Below are 16,330 nucleotides of genomic sequence, written 5' to 3'. Positions count from 1 at the left end.
GCGCGGCCACCCGCAGGACGCACGCCGTCTCGGCAGGCCGACATTTCTGCATGCGGATTTTTCGGCGCCGAGCCCGACCCGGAGTGCTTTTCGGAAACGGGCCGCTGGCGCCGTCATGGACGCGCGCTATAGTTCCTGCCGGGAGCCGCCAGGCGCGGCTCGTTCAAACGCAACCTGGGAGACTATCATGGACCGTCACGCCACCGCCGTCTGGAAAGGCACGCTCAAGGAAGGTGCCGGCACGCTCGATACGCAGAGCAGCGCGCTGAAGAGCCTGCCCTACTCGTTCAAGAGCCGCTTCGAAGACGAAACCGGCAAGTCCGGCACCAATCCGGAAGAACTGCTGGCGGCTGCCCATGCCGGGTGCTTCGCCATGCAGCTCTCCCACTTCCTCGCCGAAAACGGCACGCCCGCCGAGAAGCTCGACGCCAAGGCGGTAGTGACACTGATCCCGGGAACCGGCATCACCGGCAGCGCCATCACGCTCGTCGGCACAGTGCCAGGCATCAGCGCGGAAAAATTCAAGGAACTGGCCGACAAGGCCAAGGGTGAATGCCCGGTGTCGCGGGCGCTGGGCGCAATAAACGTCTCGCTCGACGCCAAACTCGGCTGATTGGCCGAACCAACATTGCGGTGCCGGGTTCCGGCGCCGCCACGGTCGACAGATCACAAGCCTACGAGTTCGTCGAGCCGTGCCGACAGTGACGCGACCTGTTCTTCCAGAGCCGCCACGCGGGCTTCGAGATCGGAGCTGGTAGGCGACGTTCGCACCGGCGCGGCGGTCGGAGCGGCCTGCACATCCCCCGCAAGCAGATGGGCAAAGCGGTCCTCGCGCTGGCCGGGCGCGCGGCCGATCTCCTTTATCAGGGGCGGACGGCGGCCGATCAGCAGGTCCAGTTCCTGCTGCACATCGTCGGACGAGCGGAAATTGGCCATGCGCTCGGTGCGCGTGAACAACTCGTTGAACGTCTGCGGTCCGCGCAGCAGCAACATCGCCACCAGCGAACACTGCGGCTGGGTGAGGCTGAACTGCCGTCCGGCCAGGTGCTCGAAACGGTCAACGCGTGACGCGAGCGCGCGCCGCACCAGGCCCTTCTGTTCCAGCGAAGCCAGCGCCCGGTTGACCTCGACCGTCTCCATCGCCATCACCGGCTCGCGCGAAGTCTTCTGGTTGGCCGCAGCCTGCAAGGCGTTCAGCGTCAGCGGATAGACATCCGGCGTCAGCTCCTTCTTTTCCATCAGGCAGCCGAGCACGCGGGCTTCGGCGGGATTGAGGACGGGAAGGTCGGAAGTCTCGGGCATCTCTACCAAATCGCCGATTTCGGAGGCTTGCTGTTTACAGGGTCGCCGTTTCGGTGTCACCTGCCCCGCCACTGGTTGGAGGCATACGATGTTCTTCGGCGTTTCTGGACTTCAAACGTTTCACGTCCTCATCAGCCTGGTCGGCATCGGCACCGGGCTGGTGGTGCTGTTCGGCATGATGGGGGCGAACCGCATGAGCGTGCTCACCGCGGTGTTTCTCGCGACGACGCTGGTCACCACACTCACAGGCTTCATGTTCACCTTCAACGGTTTCACTCCGGCCATCGGAGTGGGCATTGTCTCGACTCTGATCATGATCGTGGCACTGGTGGCGCGATATCTGCGCCGCATGAAAGGGTCATGGCGCGGCATCTACGTGGTCACCGCCGTCGCGTCGCTGTATTTGAACGTGTTCGTGCTGGTGGTCCAATTGTTCCTGAAAGTGCCCCCGCTCCATGCATATGCGCCGACGGGATCGGAGCCGCCTTTCGCCATCGTGCAGGGCGCCGTCCTCCTGCTGTTCATAGCGGCGGGGATTTTGGCCCTCTTTCGATTCCGCCCGACGTCGGTCAGCCAGCCTGCCACCGGGCTGGGAACGAGGTAGAGCGCTGCCGGTATGAGCTTCAGAGACGCATTGGCCGGGACTTGACAATGCGGCCGAGTAAGAAAGGTCGCCGGCTGCGTTTAACCGTCAAGTCGGCCGGCGGAGCGTTTTATCATTTGACGACCAGACCCAGCCGCCGCCGCAACTGCTCGATTCGCCTTGCGAACATGGCATGCCGTTCGGCCGGCGGCGCCGCCGCGAGCACCATCGCCATCAACTGCTCCTTCTCGTGCTCGTCGAGGCGAGTCTTGAGCAACTCCGCGGCCTTGTCGATGACGGTCGGAACATCGGCCACCTGGTCGCTGGCCCATTTGGCATAGACCAAGGCTTCATCGATCTTGTTGTCCGGTTCGCCGATCGCCTCGATCTCGTTGCGGACGCGGCCTTCCAGGGCGGGGGAAACCGGCACATCCTCCGAGGCGATGGCCATGATGACGGTGACGGCGGCCGTCATGGGGTCGTCGATCGCGGTGATGGGAGACAATGCCGCCTTGTTGAGCAGCTTGCCACGCCCGATGCTTCCCTTGACCCGGCCAACAACGTCGGCGACCTCGCCGGCAGCATTCTTCATATATTTCAGGCGATACCACCATATGGCGCCCACGCCCAATACGCCGAGAATCGCCAGGAGAATGTGCATCGCCGCAGCCCCATACGAATACAGGGTTTGAATAACCTATGAATACAGTTTGTGGCTACCGAAAACCGGCTTCGACTTCTTTTCTGTAGAAGGCTTCGGCATTGGCGCGGTCGCGCGCGCGCCGGGCAACATCATTGGCCACCCGCCGCATGTTCATCTCATGATGCCCGTAACGCGCCTCAAGATAGCGGGCTATCGCGCCGGGGATCGGTCCGGTGCCCATTTCGCGCGTTCGGCTCTTGCGGTCGATCAGGTCGCGAATGGCAAGGCCGGTGTCGACGGGAACGTCCATCTGCGACAGGCATTCGGGAAGGCTCATCGGCGGCAGTTTTGCAAAACCATGCTGCTCCATCCAGTCCAGCGCCACCAGCGGCCGGATAAGGTAGAACAGCTTCTTGAGTTTCACCTGGGCGCCGAAGCTGCCGACCCGCATTATGTGCGAACGGGCGAGTCCCAGATAATGGCGTGATACTTTCGCGGGATCGACGATACTCGCGAGCAGCATTCAACGTCGAACGAATTCTCCAGCACTATATGCTTGTGCATAGAGGTCTCTACGAATGCTCAACCGCAATATCGCCAAAACCTGCCCCGATCCTCTGCTTAGCCCATTCGATCAGATTGTCACGTTTTGATGTGAGTTTGTTCTTACTGGAAAGTGGAGAGTGTCGCGCAATCTGGTTTGGCGTCAGCTTTCTAACATCAAATCGCTGTGTCTTTAATTTGCCATCGGAAGGCACGCGCAAATCAACAAACTCTGGCAGCCCCTCTCTGACGAATATGTCTAATTGATTGGGGTGCGATTTATTCATTGTCGTCACACGCCCGGCTAACACCATAAGCCCAACACGCAACACGACTTTGATTTCTTCTTTAGGCATGGAATCAAAATCTTTTAAAAACTCATCGACTATTTCTGTCGACAAAACACCGGCCCCAGCGGGTTTTGTTGACAATATCTGAGAAGTTAAGTCGAAAAGTTTGGTCTTAGTGTACGAGGCTGAGTTGCGTTTGGCCACCATCTGACACCCCAAAAGATCGATTCCGGTGTAAGAGGATAGCACAATGTTGGGGCGACACAAAACATGAACAAAATCGCCGTGGCTCAGGTAAGTGCCTCTAACATGAAAGCCTACACGTGCCTCTCCACCATCATCTTCTTGATCTCGGCGATCGCCTTGGCCGGGTTGAGACCCTTCGGGCAGGTTTGCGCACAGTTCATGATGGTGTGGCAGCGGTAGAGCCGGAACGGGTCTTCCAGATTGTCGAGCCGCTCGCCCTTGGCTTCGTCGCGCGAATCGATCAGCCAACGATAGGCCTGCAGCAGCGTGGCCGGCCCGAGATAGCGCTCGCCGTTCCACCAGTAGCTCGGGCACGAGGTCGAACAGCACGCGCAAAGGATGCATTCATAGAGCCCGTCGAGCTTCTGGCGGTCGTCATGGCTCTGCAGCCATTCCTTGGCCGGCTCCGGCGACACCGTCTTGAGCCACGGCTCGATCGACCGGTGCTGCGCGTAGAAATTGGTGAGGTCCGGCACAAGATCCTTCACCACCGGCATATGCGGCAGCGGATAGACTTTCACCGCGCCCGAAATATCGTCCATGCCCTTGGTGCAGGCCAGCGTGTTCGACCCGTCGATGTTCATGGCGCAGGAGCCGCAGATGCCTTCGCGGCAGGAACGGCGAAGCGTCAGCGTCGGGTCGATCTTGTTCTTGATCCACAGCAGCGCGTCGAGCACCATCGGCCCACAATCGTCCATGTCGACGAAATAGGTGTCGACGCGCGGATTCTCGTCGTCGTCCGGCGACCAGCGGTAGATCTTGTACTCGCGCAGATTGGTCGCGCCTTCCGGCTTCGGCCAGGTCTTGCCCTGCTGGATTTTTGAGTTCTTGGGGAGGGTGAGTTCGACCATGATTGCACTCTCCTCAATACACACGCGCCTTGGGCTCGATCTTGTGCGGATCGATGCCGTCGGCGATCAGGTCGGTATGGACCGGGCGGTAGTCCAGCTTGACGTCGCCCGCCTCGTTCACCCAGGCGAGCGTGTGCTTGCGCCAGTTCTCGTCGTCGCGGCCGCCGAACGGGCCGGACGTATAGTCCTCGCGGGCGTGGGACCCGCGGCTTTCCTTGCGGGCCTCCGCGCCGTAGACGGTGGTGATCGCATTCGCCATCAGGTTTTCGAGCTCCAGCGTCTCGACCAGGTCGGAATTCCAGATCATCGAGCGGTCGGATACTTTTATGTCCTTCAGCTCGCCCCAGATCGCCGAGATGCGCTTGCAGCCGTTTTCCAGCGATTCCTGCGTTCGGAACACGGCGGCGTCCTCCTGCATGGCGCGTTGCATCTTCTCGCGCAGCACGGCGGTCGGCGTCGAGCCGCCGGCGTTGCGCAGCCGGTCGAAGCGATCCATGATCTTGTCCACCGAGGCTTCGTTAATGGCAGGGATCGCCGAATTGCGGTCGATCACCTGGCCGGCGCGGATGGCTGCGGCCCGGCCGAACACGACGAGGTCGATCAGCGAGTTGGAGCCGAGCCGGTTGGCGCCGTGCACCGAGGCGCAGGCCGCCTCGCCCACCGCCATGAGGCCGGGCGAAACGCGGTCCGGATCATCCTGCGTCGGGTTCAGCACCTCGCCCCAATAATTCGTCGGCACGCCGCCCATATTGTAGTGCACGGTCGGCAGGACCGGGATCGGCTCGCGCGTGACGTCGACGCCTGAAAAGATCTTCGCCGATTCCGAAATCCCGGGCAGACGCTCGTGCAGCACCGCCGGGTCGAGATGGTCGAGGTGCAGGAAGATATGGTCCTTGTTCTTGCCCACACCGCGACCTTCGCGGATTTCCAATGTCATGCAGCGCGAAACCACGTCGCGGGAAGCAAGGTCCTTGGCCGACGGCGCGTAGCGCTCCATGAAGCGCTCGCCCTCGGAGTTGACCAGATAGCCGCCCTCGCCGCGCGCACCCTCGGTGATCAGGCAGCCGGCGCCGTAGATGCCGGTCGGGTGGAACTGCACGAACTCCATGTCCTGCAGCGGCAGGCCGGCGCGCGCCACCATGCCGCCGCCGTCGCCCGTGCAGGTGTGCGCCGACGTGGCCGAGAAATAGGCGCGGCCATAGCCGCCGGTGGCCAGCACCACCATCTTGGCCGAGAAGCGGTGGATTGTGCCGTCGTCGAGATTCCAGGCAACCACGCCCGTGCAGCGGCCGTCCGGCTCCATGATCAGGTCGAGTGCGAAATATTCGATGAAGAACTGCGCGCTGTGGCGCAGCGACTGACCGTAAAGCGTGTGCAGGATGGCGTGTCCGGTGCGGTCAGCTGCGGCGCAGGTGCGCTGCACCGGCGGGCCGGCGCCGAAATTCTGCATGTGGCCGCCGAACGGGCGCTGGTAGATCTTGCCTTCCTCGTTGCGCGAGAAGGGCACGCCGTAATGCTCCAACTCGTAGACAGCCTTCGGCGCCTCCATGACCATGTATTGCATGGCATCGACGTCGCCGAGCCAGTCGGAGCCCTTGACGGTGTCGTAGAGGTGCCACTGCCAGCTGTCGGGCGTCATGTTCTGCAGCGAGGCGGCGATGCCGCCCTGCGCTGCGACGGTATGCGAGCGCGTCGGAAAAACCTTGGTGATGCAGGCCGTCTTCAAACCCTGCTCGGCCATGCCCAGCGTGGCGCGCAGGCCGGCGCCGCCGGCGCCCACCACCACCACGTCGAACTTGTGGTCGACGAAATTATAGCCTTTGCCGGCGGCCGCCGATGTTGCCTGTGCCACTGGATCAGCCCCCGAACGCCATTTTGAGCAGCGCGAAGCCGGTAAAGACGCCGACCGCGATGGTGAAGAAGGTGTTGGCGAGCAGCAGCGCGAGCTTCATGCCTTCGCCGTGGATATAGTCCTCAATGATGACCTGCATGCCGAGGCGCATATGGTAGAGGCCGGAGATCACGAAGAGCAGCAGCACCAGAGCCACGAACGGGCTGGCGAGCACGGCGCGCGTCTCGGCGAAGCCTGCGCCGTTCAGCGCCACCAGCAAGCCGACGAAGAACAGCGTCAGCGGGATGTTGGCGATCGCCGTCAGCCGCTGCCGCCAGAAATGCTCGGTGCCTTCGCGGGCCGAACCCAGGCCGCGGACTTTTCCGAGCGCGGTACGCATATCCTTGTTGCCGCCGCTCATGGTCAGGCTCCCCGCGCCAGATAGCCGCCGATCCAGATACCCAGCGTCAGCACGACGGAGGCTGCCAGCGTCGCCCAGGCGATCTTCGACGCCGTGTGCTTCTCCAGCCCGGCGCCGGTGTCCCAGACGAGATGGCGGATACCGCCCATCATGTGGTGCATCAGCGCCCACGTGTAACCGAACAGCACGAGCCGCCCGAGCCAGGAGCCGAAGATGCCATCGACGAAATCGAAATAGCTTTGCGACGTCGAAGCCGCGATCAGCCACCAGGCCACCAGCAGCGTACCGAAATACAGTGCGCCGCCGGTGATGCGATGGATGATCGACATCGTCATGGTGATCGGCGGGCGGTAGATGGTCAGATGCGGCGAAAGCGGCCGGGCGCGCGGGCTTTGGCGGGTGGCTGGTGATTGGCTCATGGCTGCCCCTTGTCGTCGTCGCCCATCCATGTCGCCGGAACGACTTGGACCGTATCCGAAAGCGACTGGACGACGGGTACTTAATGCTCTTTTTGCACCGCGTCAAAGGGCAAAAAACCGTTGCGGCGCGCGGCTTTAGTCACGAAGAATGAGCAATGCGCGCGGGCAGTGCACTTCAATCGTTTGAAGCTGTAGCGGCCAGCAAGAGCCGGCTGTCGGTGGACAGAAATCCACATCTGGCCGGCGATTATGCCGGCATTGGGAAAAAAATGTTTTGATACTTTCTGGAGCCGGCAAACCTGCGTGCCAGTCTATCGGGCGCAGTCCATCGGCTTGCCGCCCTTGACGTAAAGCGCCTGGTTTCCTTCCAGCACCAGCGCATAGCCGGGCAGGCCGTAGCGCGAGCGCTGTTCGGGCGGCGCGGCAGGCAGCGTCACGCTCTCGCCGGTCGTATCGGTAAGCACGACCTCGCTTGCGCGGTTGTCCACCGTGATCGTACCGTCTTCGCAGCGATAGGTGGTGAGCCCTGGCCGGCCCGCCGCCCCCGCCGCGCTGGCCGCGGCATGGGTGGAGCCAGCGTCGCCCTCTCCGACGCAGGCGGCAAGACAGGCGAAGGGAAGGGCGAGGAGGGCAACCCGAGTGGTCCGACGCAACACAACCTCCCTGGGCAATAGCGGGTAAAATTGCATACAGGGTGACACGATCGCCTATCAATGGGGCATCGGCAGGGCAGGCCGTGCTATCCACCGGGTTCGCGCCCCGCGATCATCGTAAATTAACCATACCAAACGATAGGCCGTCTGCCGTCATGCCTCACGCTTAACTTTGGTTAAGAATGGATTAACTTCGCGAATCGAGGAGGCTTTCGCCTCGATCGAAGGAGAGCATGATGCGTCTCGGACTTGGAATTCTCGCAGGCGTCGCGATGAGCGCGGCGCTTGCGATCACCGCTGCCACGCCGGCCGCCGCCTGGGATCGCGACCGGGTCTATGCCGATAGTTTTGGCAACCTCGTCATCGAAAGTTCCGCCGGCTTCAAGCGCATCCTCGTCGGCGAAGGCCACGAGGCGGAGCGCCTGGCCAAATATGTCGGCGCCGGCCAACCCGCGCGCACCGACGAACCGGAGGTGATCTATTCGGATCGGACTGGCGAGGTCGTCATTGGCGAGTGCTATCGGCCGCCGGTGCTGGTGAAGGGCCGCAGCTATATGTACGGCTTCGACCAGGGCGAGATCCCGCTGCAAGGCGGGCCCTGCCAATAAGCACGCGACGACGCGGGGTTGGCGCGGGCTCTAAGATTCGCGGCAAAAGGCTGAGCCACGTCAGGTCGTGGCGCGGCCCTGATTCGGTCATCTTTGTCCGGCCAAGCTCCGCGTGTTCAGGAACGGTTAACCATCGATGAGCCATGCGGCCCAGTCTCGCCGGCTGAAGGACCATATCGCCGGTCTCGAAACCATGACGCGCTTCGTGCTCGCCACGCTGGCGCTGGCGAGCGGCGTCTACACCTATCTCGGCGTGCGCAGCCTGCTCGACGGTTCCGCGACCGTCGTGTTCTTCGCGGCAGTCATCTATTCGGCGTCGGTTTCCGTCGCCATGTACGGCTTCTGGACGTATCTGATCCGCTTCCTGCCTGAGATGCGCGACGGCGGCTCGCGCCTGGCGCTGCTCGGCATCATGGCTGTGGGATCGGCGATGATCATCGCCATGTCGTCCTGGTTGAACGCGGCCGCCCTGGCCGGCTCGGCGGCGGTGGAGCAGCATCTCGCCATCACCATCGAGGAATACACCGCCGACCTCGACCAGGCGCACGGCAACGCGCTCGGCGCGCTGTCGCTGCTGCCCGACATCCAGCGCGCCGGCGAGCGGTTTTCTCGTCTCGCCGCCGACGAACAGACGTCGGGCGCGCTGACCGGTACCTCCGGCTCCGGCAGCGTCGTGCAGTTGCTCAGCCAGATGGCCGCGCAGATGAAGGAACTGGAGACCACGATCCAGTCGTCGCGCGAACCGATCCAGCAGGCTTTCGAGCAGGGACAGAAACATCTGGCGACCATGCGCGGGCTGGTCTCGGCGCCGGGACCGATCGAACAGCGCTCCGACCAGTTCGCCGCCGAATCCGTGGCGTTGTCGGGCGTGATCTCCTCGCTGGAGCAGACCTCGATCGCCGCCTCCGTCACCCGTGCCGCCGCCGACCTTTCGGTCGGCTTCATCGCGCCGGTCGCCGACGGCACCACGCCGGACCTCGCCGGCCGGCAGGACCAGGTCATGACGACGATCCGCGGCTCGGTCGCTGCACAGTCGAAGGCGCTGTCCGACGCCGCCGCCGAAATTCTCAACCAGCCGAAGGTGCCGGAGCGGCGCTACGTGCCGCTGACCTCCGCCGAGGCGGTGCTGCGCTACGCCGGCGACTTCATCCCGAGTTGGGCCGGCGCCATCTCCATCGACCTGCTGCCCGCCGTGCTGGTCGGCATCATGGCCGTGGTGCATGGCATCATGCGGCGCGGCGAGGATGATCTGGAAGAGGCCGACCGCATCACCGCAGGCGACATGCTGCGCTCGCTCAAATACAATGAGCTGCTTCAGGCAAAGCTGCGCGCGCAGCGGGAGGCGGAAAGCGTCGCCGGCATCCCGGCGCCAGCAGCTGTCGTGGCCGAAGCAGCGCCGCCGGCCGAGCCGGAACGGCCGGAGCCACCCGCCCGTCAGGCCACGGCAGAGAACGTGACGGCGCTGGCGCTCTCCGACCGAAAGCGTTTTGATCCATGAGCCTGCCCGTCAACGGTTCGCAAGTTGGGCTGCCGGGCGACGGCAAGCTACAGCGCAACCTGCTCTGGCGTTATCTCTCGCGCTTCGACGATGGCGAGGTTATCCGCTGGGCGTTCCGCGGCCTGCTGATCGGCGCGATCGGCGTGCTGGCGATGGACCTGCGCGATCTGGCCGAAACCAATGGCTGGGCCCTGGCCGGCATCGCCTCGCCGGCCGATCCGGCGCCGGTGCTGCCGCCGGCCGTTGACATCGGCGTGCCGGAAGCGCCGTCCACCGATCCCCGCCCATTCCTCACGACCGATGAGGGCGTGCTCGGCAAACCGATGAGTTTTACGCTCGAACCCGGCGGTCGACTCCGGGCGACCGGCAGCATCCAGCCGGGAACTGCCGACCGTTTCGCGGCCGAAATGAGCGAGCGTGGCGAGTATGTGAAACTCGTCTCGCTCAATTCGCCCGGCGGCGCGCTGGACGACGCCATGGCGATGGCGCGGCTGATCCGCGAACGCGGCCTCGACACCGAGGTGGGCGATGGCGCGCTCTGCGCCTCCTCCTGCCCGCTGCTGATGGCCGGCGGAAGACACCGCGCGGCCGGCGAAAAGGCGGCGATCGGCGTACACCAGTTCTACGCCGCCACGGCAATCGAATCGGCCCCGGCGCAGATCATGGCCGATGCGCAGGCGACGACCGCGCGCATCTCGCGTCACCTCGCCTCCATGGATGTCGATCCGGCGCTGTGGCTGCATGCGCTGGATACGCCGCCCCGCGCCCTCTATTACTTTTCGCGCCAGGAACTGGCGAATTACCGCCTGGTCACCGCGTCGGACACCAAGACCGCCAGAAAAAAATAGAAGAATCAGCCCGTCCGGCCCGCCAGCAGACGCGGCATGACCGCGGCGGTCCGGGAAACCCTTACGCAATCGCGGCCGTCCTTCTTGGCCGCATACAGCGCCTCGTCGGCACGGCGCATCAGTCCTGAGAGGCTTTCGAACGGCAGCAGCTCGGCGACCCCGAAGCTCGCGGTGAAGCGCTTGTCCGCCGGCAGTCCGACGATGGGCAGTGCCGAGAAGGCGCTGCGGGTGCCCTCGGCGAACAGCCGCGCAGCGATCAGGTTCGAGCCGGGCAGGATAATGGCGAACTCCTCGCCGCCCAATCTCGCCGCCACATGCCTGCCGCCCGCCGCACTCTTCAGGAGGCTGGCGAAGGCCTGGATGACGCGGTCGCCGCTGGCGTGGCCGTATGTATCGTTCACCGCCTTGAAATGATCGAGATCGGCGATGACCAGCGTCACCGGCATGCCTTGCCGCGACGCATCCTCCATGGCCTCCCCCGCATGGCGCTCGAAGCCGCCACGATTGTTGAGCCCTGACAGGGTGTCGGTCTCCGACTTGGAGGTGACATCGGCGAGAATGTCGCGGACCATCACGACCAGCATCAGCAGCGCCACGCCGATGGCGAAGATGGTGGACAGCGTCTGCGAGAACAGGGCGTAGTTGGTCTTGAGATAGTCCTGCGCCGTGGCTCCCGTGCCGCCCAGAAACACCATCAGGAACGGTTTCGACAGGAATTGCAGGGCGCTCGCCGCCAGCACGACCAGCAGCACCGTATCGAGCCGGCCACGGGCGCGCGAGAAGCCGACGATCCAGACGCCGATCATCTGCATGACGAAATAGGGAGCCTGATAGGCGAGCATCCGCCAGAACGAGGTGCGCGGCAGATCCTGGATCAAGGTGCAGATGACGACCGACAGGATGAAGGTTATGGCGATGACGGTGCGCGGATTCTGGACGGAATATTTCTGGGCCAGGCCGACATTGAACAGCGCCATGCCGGCCAGCACTATGGTGAAGGAGAACACCACCGCCGGCGTGTTGCTACCCAGCGCATAGATCATGAACTCGACGCCGAAATAGGCCATGCCGAGCATATAGCCGAACGCGAACCAGCGCGCCGCCGTCAACCTGGCGTCATAGAGAGCAACGGTCACGAACGCGGCGGCAAGCAGGCCCGCCACGACGAAATTGATCGCCAGGATAAATCCCGCGCCGCTCATCCGGTCCCTCCGCCGCATCATGCGGGTCATGGAAAGTGAAAGCACATGCGTGCGAAGAAGCCGTTAACCGCGAGGCGCGGCCCGACAGGCAGGTGCAATTTTCAACTGTGCAGCGGTCCTTGCGCGGCCGCCCGACGGTGCGACGCCCGAGCGTGGCTCGCTCAAGCGCCGACGCGCCGCTCCGCTGCACCCGCCCACGCATCCGTATCCGGCTGGAGACACGCATTCATATCCGGCTGGACATAGGTCACGCGGACGCGGTCGCGGCCGGCGCGCTTGGCCTGCATCAGCGCATCGTCGGCGCGCTTGAACAAAGCCTCGAGGCTCTCGTCCCCTATTCGCGTCGCGACGCCGAAGCTGCAGGTGATGCGGCCAAGGTCGGGCGTCACGTCTTCCAGCCCCCCGTCCGCCAGGCCCGTCCGGACGCCCTCGGCAAGCAGTCGGGTCATCGCCAGATCGCAATGCGGCAGGAGGATCGCGAACTCCTCGCCGCCGGTCCTGCCGACGATCGCGCGGCCGCCGGCGACATCGGTCAGCAACCGGGAAAATGATACGATGACGGCGTCGCCGGTCGCGTGTCCATGCAGGTCGTTGACGGCCTTGAAGTGGTCGAGATCCGCCAACACGAGACCGAGCGGCGCGGCGCCGAGTTTGCCCCGGCCGAAATACGGCAAGGCCCTCTCCGCCAGGCCGCGGCGGTTGAGGAGGCCGGAAAGAGCGTCGGTGGCCGATTCCGTTCGGAATTCCTGGATGATATCGGACGCTATCGCCGTGAGCAGCGTCAGTGCGAACAGCAGCGACGCGATGACAACCGAAAGGCTCGTCGTCAGCCAGTAGGCGGAACTGGTGAGGGACATCTGTCCGGCCTGGCCGTCGAAGAGGGCCACCACCGCCGGCCGGACGAAAAAATCGAGGGCACGCAGCGCCGCCAGCCACGTCAGCAGCCGGTCGACAGGCGTCGGGCTCTTCGCCTGCGCCAATGTGAGCACGCCAACCGCGCACATCGCCCCGAGCCCATAATTGACCGCGAAGATGCGGGCGGCGAAATTGGGTGCGACGATCAGGAACCAGGTGAACGCCGACAGGCCGGCAGCCGCAGAGACAAGCAGCGGCCATTTTGGCAGCGGCAGTTTTTGCCGGTCGACAATCGCCGCGATGAACAGGAATACCGCGGCGAAGAACAACACGTTGGACACGAGCTTCGACCCTTCGAAGCCCAGCCCGACCTGAAAACCCTGCAGCACGAAGCCGGCCGCGATCATCCCATAGCAGAGGGAGAGTTGCAGCACGTAGTGCCACTGGCGCCGCATCATCCACAGCACGAAAAACGCCGCCGACAAGACTGCCGACAGCGAAGGATTAAGCAGAGCAATGAAAAGCTCCTGATCCACGCCGCTTCCGATGAGTTTCCGTGAGGGAAGACGATAGGCACGAGCGGCAAAGAAGTGGTTAAGCCTCGGCCGGCCTTCGCCCGTTCGGGAGAAGGCCGCAAACGGTCATCGTCCGTATATCGACTGGTTTTGGCCTGCCCCGCCGGCGCCGCAGCCTTCGGCAGAACCTCGCTCACGCGCCGGTGCGCCACTCCGCCGCATCCGGCCTGAGATGGGTGACGCGGACACGGTCACGCCCGGCGCGCTTGGCCTGCATGAGCGCGTCGTCGGCGCGCTTGAAAAGCGCATCGAGGCTCTCGTCCCCGATCCGCGCCGCGACCCCGAAGCTGCAGGTGACCGGGCCGAGGCGGGGCGTCACCTGTTCCAGCGCTCCCGACGAAAGCGCGGCCCGCACGCCCTCGGCGAAGAGCCGCGCCGCGCCGAGATCGCATTGCGGCATGAAGACCGCGAACTCCTCGCCGCCGGTGCGCCCGATGATCGCCTTGTCGGCGCCCGCCTGCCGGAGCAGTCCGGCAAAGGCGGTGATCACCACGTCGCCGACCGCGTGGCCATGGCGGTCGTTCACGGCCTTGAAGTGATCGAGATCCGCAAGCACGAGGCCGACAGGCACCCTGGGAACCCTCGGATTGGCGAAGAAGGCTGCCGTCCTCTCGTGGAAACCACGGCGGTTGAGCAGGCCAGACAGCGCATCGGTGTGTGATTCCGTGCGCAGCTGATAGATCGCGTCGAGCGCCACGGCGCTGAACAGCATCAGTGCGATCACCAGCATCAGGATCAGCGCCGACAAATTGGTCACCAGCCAATAGGGTGTGGTCATGCCGGCCATGAGGGGATACCCGCCGGCGAACAGGGCCGAAAGCACCGGCCGGATGAAGAAGTCGAGCGCCCCGAGCGCCGCGACCCAGACGATCGCCCGGTCGATCATCATGCGCTTCGGCGCACGATACAATGTGACGGCGAGAACGACGCACATTGCGCCGAGACCGAAATTGACGGCAAAGACCCGCTTCTCGAAATCCGGCAGTCCCACGAGGAACCAGATGAAGGCTGCCATGCCCACAGCCGTGCAAATCGCGAGTGCCCCGTAAGGAGGCCGCTGCCCTGTTCGGGAAACGGCGGCGGATGCGATCAGGAACATGGCGGCGAAGAATAGAAAGTTGGAAAGAAGCCTCGATGCCGCAAAACCCATGCCGAATTCGAAGCCCTGAAGCGCGAAGGCGCCCATGCAGCACAGGTAGCCGGCACACAACAGCAGGGCATGGCGAAGCCAGCGCTGGACGAACCACAGGACGAAAAACGACACCGCCAGCGCCAGCGAAACCGCCGGGTTGAGCAGCGCTATGAAAAGTCCCTGGTTCAACGCCTCATAGCTCGCGGTTGCCCTGATGTCGGACGCTAGAAGAAAGCTGCAAACAAGACGTTAAGCCGCAAGCCACGGTCAGCCCAAAGGGCTGCCCGTGGTTCGACCGAACATCGACATTGAGAAGCAGGTAGGGAGTTCCGCGGCGAGGCTGAAGCTCGCCGCGAAGAAGCGCCGGACGATCAGTTCCAGTCGCGGATGTCGACGAAATGCCCGGCGATGGCCGCCGCCGCCGCCATCGCCGGCGACACCAGATGGGTGCGGCCCTTGAAACCCTGGCGGCCCTCGAAATTGCGGTTCGAGGTCGAGGCGCAGCGCTCATGCGGCTTCAACCGGTCGTCGTTCATGGCGAGGCACATGGAGCAGCCGGGCTCGCGCCAGTCGAAGCCGGCCTCGATGAAGATCTTGTCGAGGCCTTCTGCCTCCGCCTGCTCCTTCACCAGACCGGAACCCGGCACGATCATGGCGTCAACGGTCGGCGCGACCTTCTTGCCGTCGACCACTTTGGCCACGGCGCGCAGATCCTCGATGCGGCCGTTGGTGCAGGAGCCGATGAAGACGCGGTCGAGCGTAACGTCGGTCATCTTGGTGCCGGGCGTCAGGCCCATATAGTCGAGTGCGCGCTGCTTGGAGGTCCGCTTGTTCTCGTCCTCGATCGTCGCCGGGTCCGGCACGATGCCGGTGACCGAGACGACGTCCTCGGGCGACGAGCCCCAGGTGACGATCGGCGGCAGCTTCGCCGCGTCCAGCACGATGACCTTGTCGAAATGCGCGCCTTCGTCGGTCTTCAGCGTCTTCCAGTAGTCCAGCGCCATGTCCCACGCCTCGCCTTTCGGCGCCCGCGGCTTGTCCTTGACGTAGGCGAAAGTCGTCTCGTCGGGCGCGATCAGGCCGGCCCGGGCGCCGCCTTCGATCGACATGTTGCAGATGGTCATGCGGCCTTCCATCGACAGCGCGCGGATGGCCTCGCCAGCGTATTCGATGACGTATCCGGTACCACCCGCCGTGCCGATCTCGCCGATGATGGCGAGGATGATGTCCTTGGCCGTAACGCCCGCCGGCAGTTGCCCGTCGACCCGCACCAGCATGTTCTTGGCCTTGCGCTGGATCAGCGTCTGGGTGGCGAGCACGTGCTCGACCTCCGACGTGCCGATACCGTGCGCCAGCGCGCCAAACGCGCCATGCGTCGAGGTGTGGCTGTCGCCGCAGACGATGGTCATGCCGGGGAGCGTAAAACCCTGCTCGGGGCCGATGATGTGAACGATGCCCTGGCGGATATCGTTCTCCGAATAATATTCGACGCCGAAATCCTTGGCATTGGTCGCAAGTGCTGCGATCTGGATACGGCTTTCCTCGTTGCGGTTGATGCCGAGCTTGCGGTCGGCGGAGGTCGGCACATTGTGGTCGACCACGGCCAGCGTCTTCTCCGGATGACGCACCGTGCGCCCCGTCATGCGCAGGCCCTCGAAAGCCTGCGGGCTGGTCACTTCATGCACCAGGTGGCGGTCGATGTAGAGCAGGCAGGTGCCGTCATCCTGGCGGTCGACGACGTGATCGTCGAATATCTTGTCGTAGAGGGTGCGCGGTGCGCTCATGGTCTTTATCCGTCGATAGGAAAGGGAAGGAGGAAAAGTCCGGCCG

Annotated in this window: 19 protein-coding genes; 6 read left to right on the top strand and 13 right to left on the bottom strand. The window is 64.0% G+C overall.

Features of this window, described 5'->3' with window-relative positions; translation table 11 throughout:
• The first annotated feature begins 187 nt into the window (after positions 1-187).
• Positions 188-613, top strand: coding sequence for an OsmC family protein (locus tag ACSBOB_RS04495; RefSeq protein WP_442581266.1), 426 nt, complete (start codon positions 188-190; stop codon positions 611-613).
• 53 nt (positions 614-666) lie between these two features.
• On the opposite strand, the gene ACSBOB_RS04490 is transcribed toward ACSBOB_RS04495, so the two are convergent.
• Positions 667-1,302 carry a YceH family protein gene (locus tag ACSBOB_RS04490; protein ID WP_442583632.1) on the bottom strand — a complete coding sequence of 212 codons (636 nt, stop codon included), beginning with the start codon at positions 1,300-1,302 and terminating at the stop codon, positions 667-669.
• Between the two features lie 88 nt (positions 1,303-1,390).
• On the opposite strand from ACSBOB_RS04490, the gene ACSBOB_RS04485 reads away from it, so the two are divergent.
• Positions 1,391-1,906 (top strand): hypothetical protein, encoded by a 516-nt coding sequence (locus tag ACSBOB_RS04485; protein WP_442581265.1) that lies wholly within the window; start codon positions 1,391-1,393, stop codon positions 1,904-1,906.
• A gap of 112 nt (positions 1,907-2,018) precedes the next feature.
• On the opposite strand, the gene ACSBOB_RS04480 is transcribed toward ACSBOB_RS04485, so the two are convergent.
• The 7 genes from ACSBOB_RS04480 to sdhC all read right to left on the bottom strand — a co-directional run bounded on the left by ACSBOB_RS04480 (position 2,019) and on the right by sdhC (position 7,129).
• On the bottom strand, positions 2,019-2,546 hold the full coding sequence (locus ACSBOB_RS04480) for a hypothetical protein (protein WP_442581264.1): 528 nt from the start codon (positions 2,544-2,546) through the stop codon (positions 2,019-2,021).
• Between the two features lie 55 nt (positions 2,547-2,601).
• Complete coding sequence (locus ACSBOB_RS04475; RefSeq protein ID WP_442581263.1) at positions 2,602-3,051, bottom strand: DNA polymerase beta superfamily protein; 450 nt, start codon at positions 3,049-3,051, stop codon at positions 2,602-2,604.
• 49 nt (positions 3,052-3,100) lie between these two features.
• Positions 3,101-3,568: a hypothetical protein gene (locus ACSBOB_RS04470; RefSeq protein ID WP_442581262.1), complete on the bottom strand. Its 468-nt coding sequence runs from the start codon at positions 3,566-3,568 to the stop codon at positions 3,101-3,103.
• 110 nt (positions 3,569-3,678) lie between these two features.
• Entirely contained in the window at positions 3,679-4,458 is a 780-nt protein-coding gene (locus tag ACSBOB_RS04465) for a succinate dehydrogenase iron-sulfur subunit (RefSeq protein WP_442581261.1), read from the bottom strand.
• 13 nt (positions 4,459-4,471) lie between these two features.
• Complete coding sequence (sdhA, locus tag ACSBOB_RS04460; RefSeq protein WP_442581260.1) at positions 4,472-6,310, bottom strand: succinate dehydrogenase flavoprotein subunit; 1,839 nt, start codon at positions 6,308-6,310, stop codon at positions 4,472-4,474.
• 4 nt (positions 6,311-6,314) lie between these two features.
• Positions 6,315-6,710 (bottom strand): succinate dehydrogenase, hydrophobic membrane anchor protein, encoded by a 396-nt coding sequence (gene sdhD, locus ACSBOB_RS04455; RefSeq protein WP_442581259.1) that lies wholly within the window; start codon positions 6,708-6,710, stop codon positions 6,315-6,317.
• 2 nt (positions 6,711-6,712) lie between these two features.
• A complete protein-coding gene (gene sdhC, locus ACSBOB_RS04450) occupies positions 6,713-7,129 on the bottom strand; it encodes a succinate dehydrogenase, cytochrome b556 subunit (RefSeq protein WP_442581258.1) in 417 nt (138 codons plus the stop codon).
• Positions 7,130-7,284: 155 nt separating this feature from the next.
• On the opposite strand from sdhC, the gene ACSBOB_RS04445 reads away from it, so the two are divergent.
• Positions 7,285-7,407, top strand: a complete 123-nt coding sequence (locus ACSBOB_RS04445) for a hypothetical protein (RefSeq protein WP_442581257.1) — start codon at positions 7,285-7,287, stop codon at positions 7,405-7,407.
• Positions 7,408-7,440: 33 nt separating this feature from the next.
• Here the strand turns inward: ACSBOB_RS04445 and ACSBOB_RS04440 are convergent, their stop codons facing one another.
• A complete protein-coding gene (locus ACSBOB_RS04440; RefSeq protein ID WP_442581256.1) occupies positions 7,441-7,782 on the bottom strand; it encodes a hypothetical protein in 342 nt (113 codons plus the stop codon).
• Between the two features lie 233 nt (positions 7,783-8,015).
• Here ACSBOB_RS04440 and ACSBOB_RS04435 point away from each other — a divergent pair, with 233 nt between their 5' ends.
• From ACSBOB_RS04435 to ACSBOB_RS04425, 3 genes are all read left to right on the top strand, one after another.
• Entirely contained in the window at positions 8,016-8,390 is a 375-nt protein-coding gene (locus ACSBOB_RS04435) for a hypothetical protein (RefSeq protein ID WP_442581255.1), read from the top strand.
• 136 nt (positions 8,391-8,526) lie between these two features.
• On the top strand, positions 8,527-9,888 hold the full coding sequence (locus ACSBOB_RS04430) for a hypothetical protein (RefSeq protein WP_442581254.1): 1,362 nt from the start codon (positions 8,527-8,529) through the stop codon (positions 9,886-9,888).
• Positions 9,885-10,736, top strand: a complete 852-nt coding sequence (locus tag ACSBOB_RS04425) for a hypothetical protein (protein WP_442581253.1) — start codon at positions 9,885-9,887, stop codon at positions 10,734-10,736. Before ACSBOB_RS04430 ends, ACSBOB_RS04425 begins: the two co-directional genes overlap by 4 nt.
• A gap of 5 nt (positions 10,737-10,741) precedes the next feature.
• Here the strand turns inward: ACSBOB_RS04425 and ACSBOB_RS04420 are convergent, their stop codons facing one another.
• The 4 genes from ACSBOB_RS04420 to leuC all read right to left on the bottom strand — a co-directional run bounded on the left by ACSBOB_RS04420 (position 10,742) and on the right by leuC (position 16,284).
• A complete protein-coding gene (locus ACSBOB_RS04420) occupies positions 10,742-11,938 on the bottom strand; it encodes a diguanylate cyclase domain-containing protein (RefSeq protein WP_442581252.1) in 1,197 nt (398 codons plus the stop codon).
• Between the two features lie 161 nt (positions 11,939-12,099).
• Positions 12,100-13,329: a diguanylate cyclase gene (locus ACSBOB_RS04415; RefSeq protein WP_442581251.1), complete on the bottom strand. Its 1,230-nt coding sequence runs from the start codon at positions 13,327-13,329 to the stop codon at positions 12,100-12,102.
• 172 nt (positions 13,330-13,501) lie between these two features.
• A complete protein-coding gene (locus tag ACSBOB_RS04410; protein WP_442581250.1) occupies positions 13,502-14,689 on the bottom strand; it encodes a diguanylate cyclase in 1,188 nt (395 codons plus the stop codon).
• Positions 14,690-14,871: 182 nt separating this feature from the next.
• Positions 14,872-16,284 (bottom strand): 3-isopropylmalate dehydratase large subunit, encoded by a 1,413-nt coding sequence (gene leuC / locus ACSBOB_RS04405; RefSeq protein WP_442581249.1) that lies wholly within the window; start codon positions 16,282-16,284, stop codon positions 14,872-14,874.
• Positions 16,285-16,330 lie beyond the last annotated feature (46 nt).

The organism is Mesorhizobium sp. KACC 23794 (genome assembly GCF_052180275.1).
Lineage (GTDB): Bacteria > Pseudomonadota > Alphaproteobacteria > Rhizobiales > Rhizobiaceae > Kumtagia.
Note: the sequence above shows the minus strand (reverse complement) of the source record. Positions and strands in the feature narration are given on the sequence as shown.

Excerpts from the sequence above, each read along its gene's own strand:
- ACSBOB_RS04485 (WP_442581265.1), top strand. The coding sequence starts at position 1,391 with ATGTTCTTCGGCGTTTCTGGACTTCAAACGTTTCACGTCCTCATCAGC.
- ACSBOB_RS04430 (WP_442581254.1), top strand. The coding sequence starts at position 8,527 with ATGAGCCATGCGGCCCAGTCTCGCCGGCTGAAGGACCATATCGCCGGT.
- ACSBOB_RS04425 (WP_442581253.1), top strand. The coding sequence starts at position 9,885 with ATGAGCCTGCCCGTCAACGGTTCGCAAGTTGGGCTGCCGGGCGACGGC.
- sdhC (WP_442581258.1), bottom strand. The coding sequence starts at position 7,129 with ATGAGCCAATCACCAGCCACCCGCCAAAGCCCGCGCGCCCGGCCGCTT.
- ACSBOB_RS04420 (WP_442581252.1), bottom strand. The coding sequence starts at position 11,938 with ATGAGCGGCGCGGGATTTATCCTGGCGATCAATTTCGTCGTGGCGGGC.
- ACSBOB_RS04475 (WP_442581263.1), bottom strand. The coding sequence starts at position 3,051 with ATGCTGCTCGCGAGTATCGTCGATCCCGCGAAAGTATCACGCCATTAT.
- ACSBOB_RS04435 (WP_442581255.1), top strand. The coding sequence starts at position 8,016 with ATGATGCGTCTCGGACTTGGAATTCTCGCAGGCGTCGCGATGAGCGCG.
- ACSBOB_RS04445 (WP_442581257.1), top strand. The coding sequence starts at position 7,285 with ATGCGCGCGGGCAGTGCACTTCAATCGTTTGAAGCTGTAGCGGCCAGC.
- ACSBOB_RS04495 (WP_442581266.1), top strand. The coding sequence starts at position 188 with ATGGACCGTCACGCCACCGCCGTCTGGAAAGGCACGCTCAAGGAAGGT.
- ACSBOB_RS04490 (WP_442583632.1), bottom strand. The coding sequence starts at position 1,302 with ATGCCCGAGACTTCCGACCTTCCCGTCCTCAATCCCGCCGAAGCCCGC.
- ACSBOB_RS04480 (WP_442581264.1), bottom strand. The coding sequence starts at position 2,546 with ATGCACATTCTCCTGGCGATTCTCGGCGTATTGGGCGTGGGCGCCATA.
- sdhD (WP_442581259.1), bottom strand. The coding sequence starts at position 6,710 with ATGAGCGGCGGCAACAAGGATATGCGTACCGCGCTCGGAAAAGTCCGC.
- leuC (WP_442581249.1), bottom strand. The coding sequence starts at position 16,284 with ATGAGCGCACCGCGCACCCTCTACGACAAGATATTCGACGATCACGTC.
- ACSBOB_RS04465 (WP_442581261.1), bottom strand. The coding sequence starts at position 4,458 with ATGGTCGAACTCACCCTCCCCAAGAACTCAAAAATCCAGCAGGGCAAG.
- ACSBOB_RS04470 (WP_442581262.1), bottom strand. The coding sequence starts at position 3,568 with ATGGTGGCCAAACGCAACTCAGCCTCGTACACTAAGACCAAACTTTTC.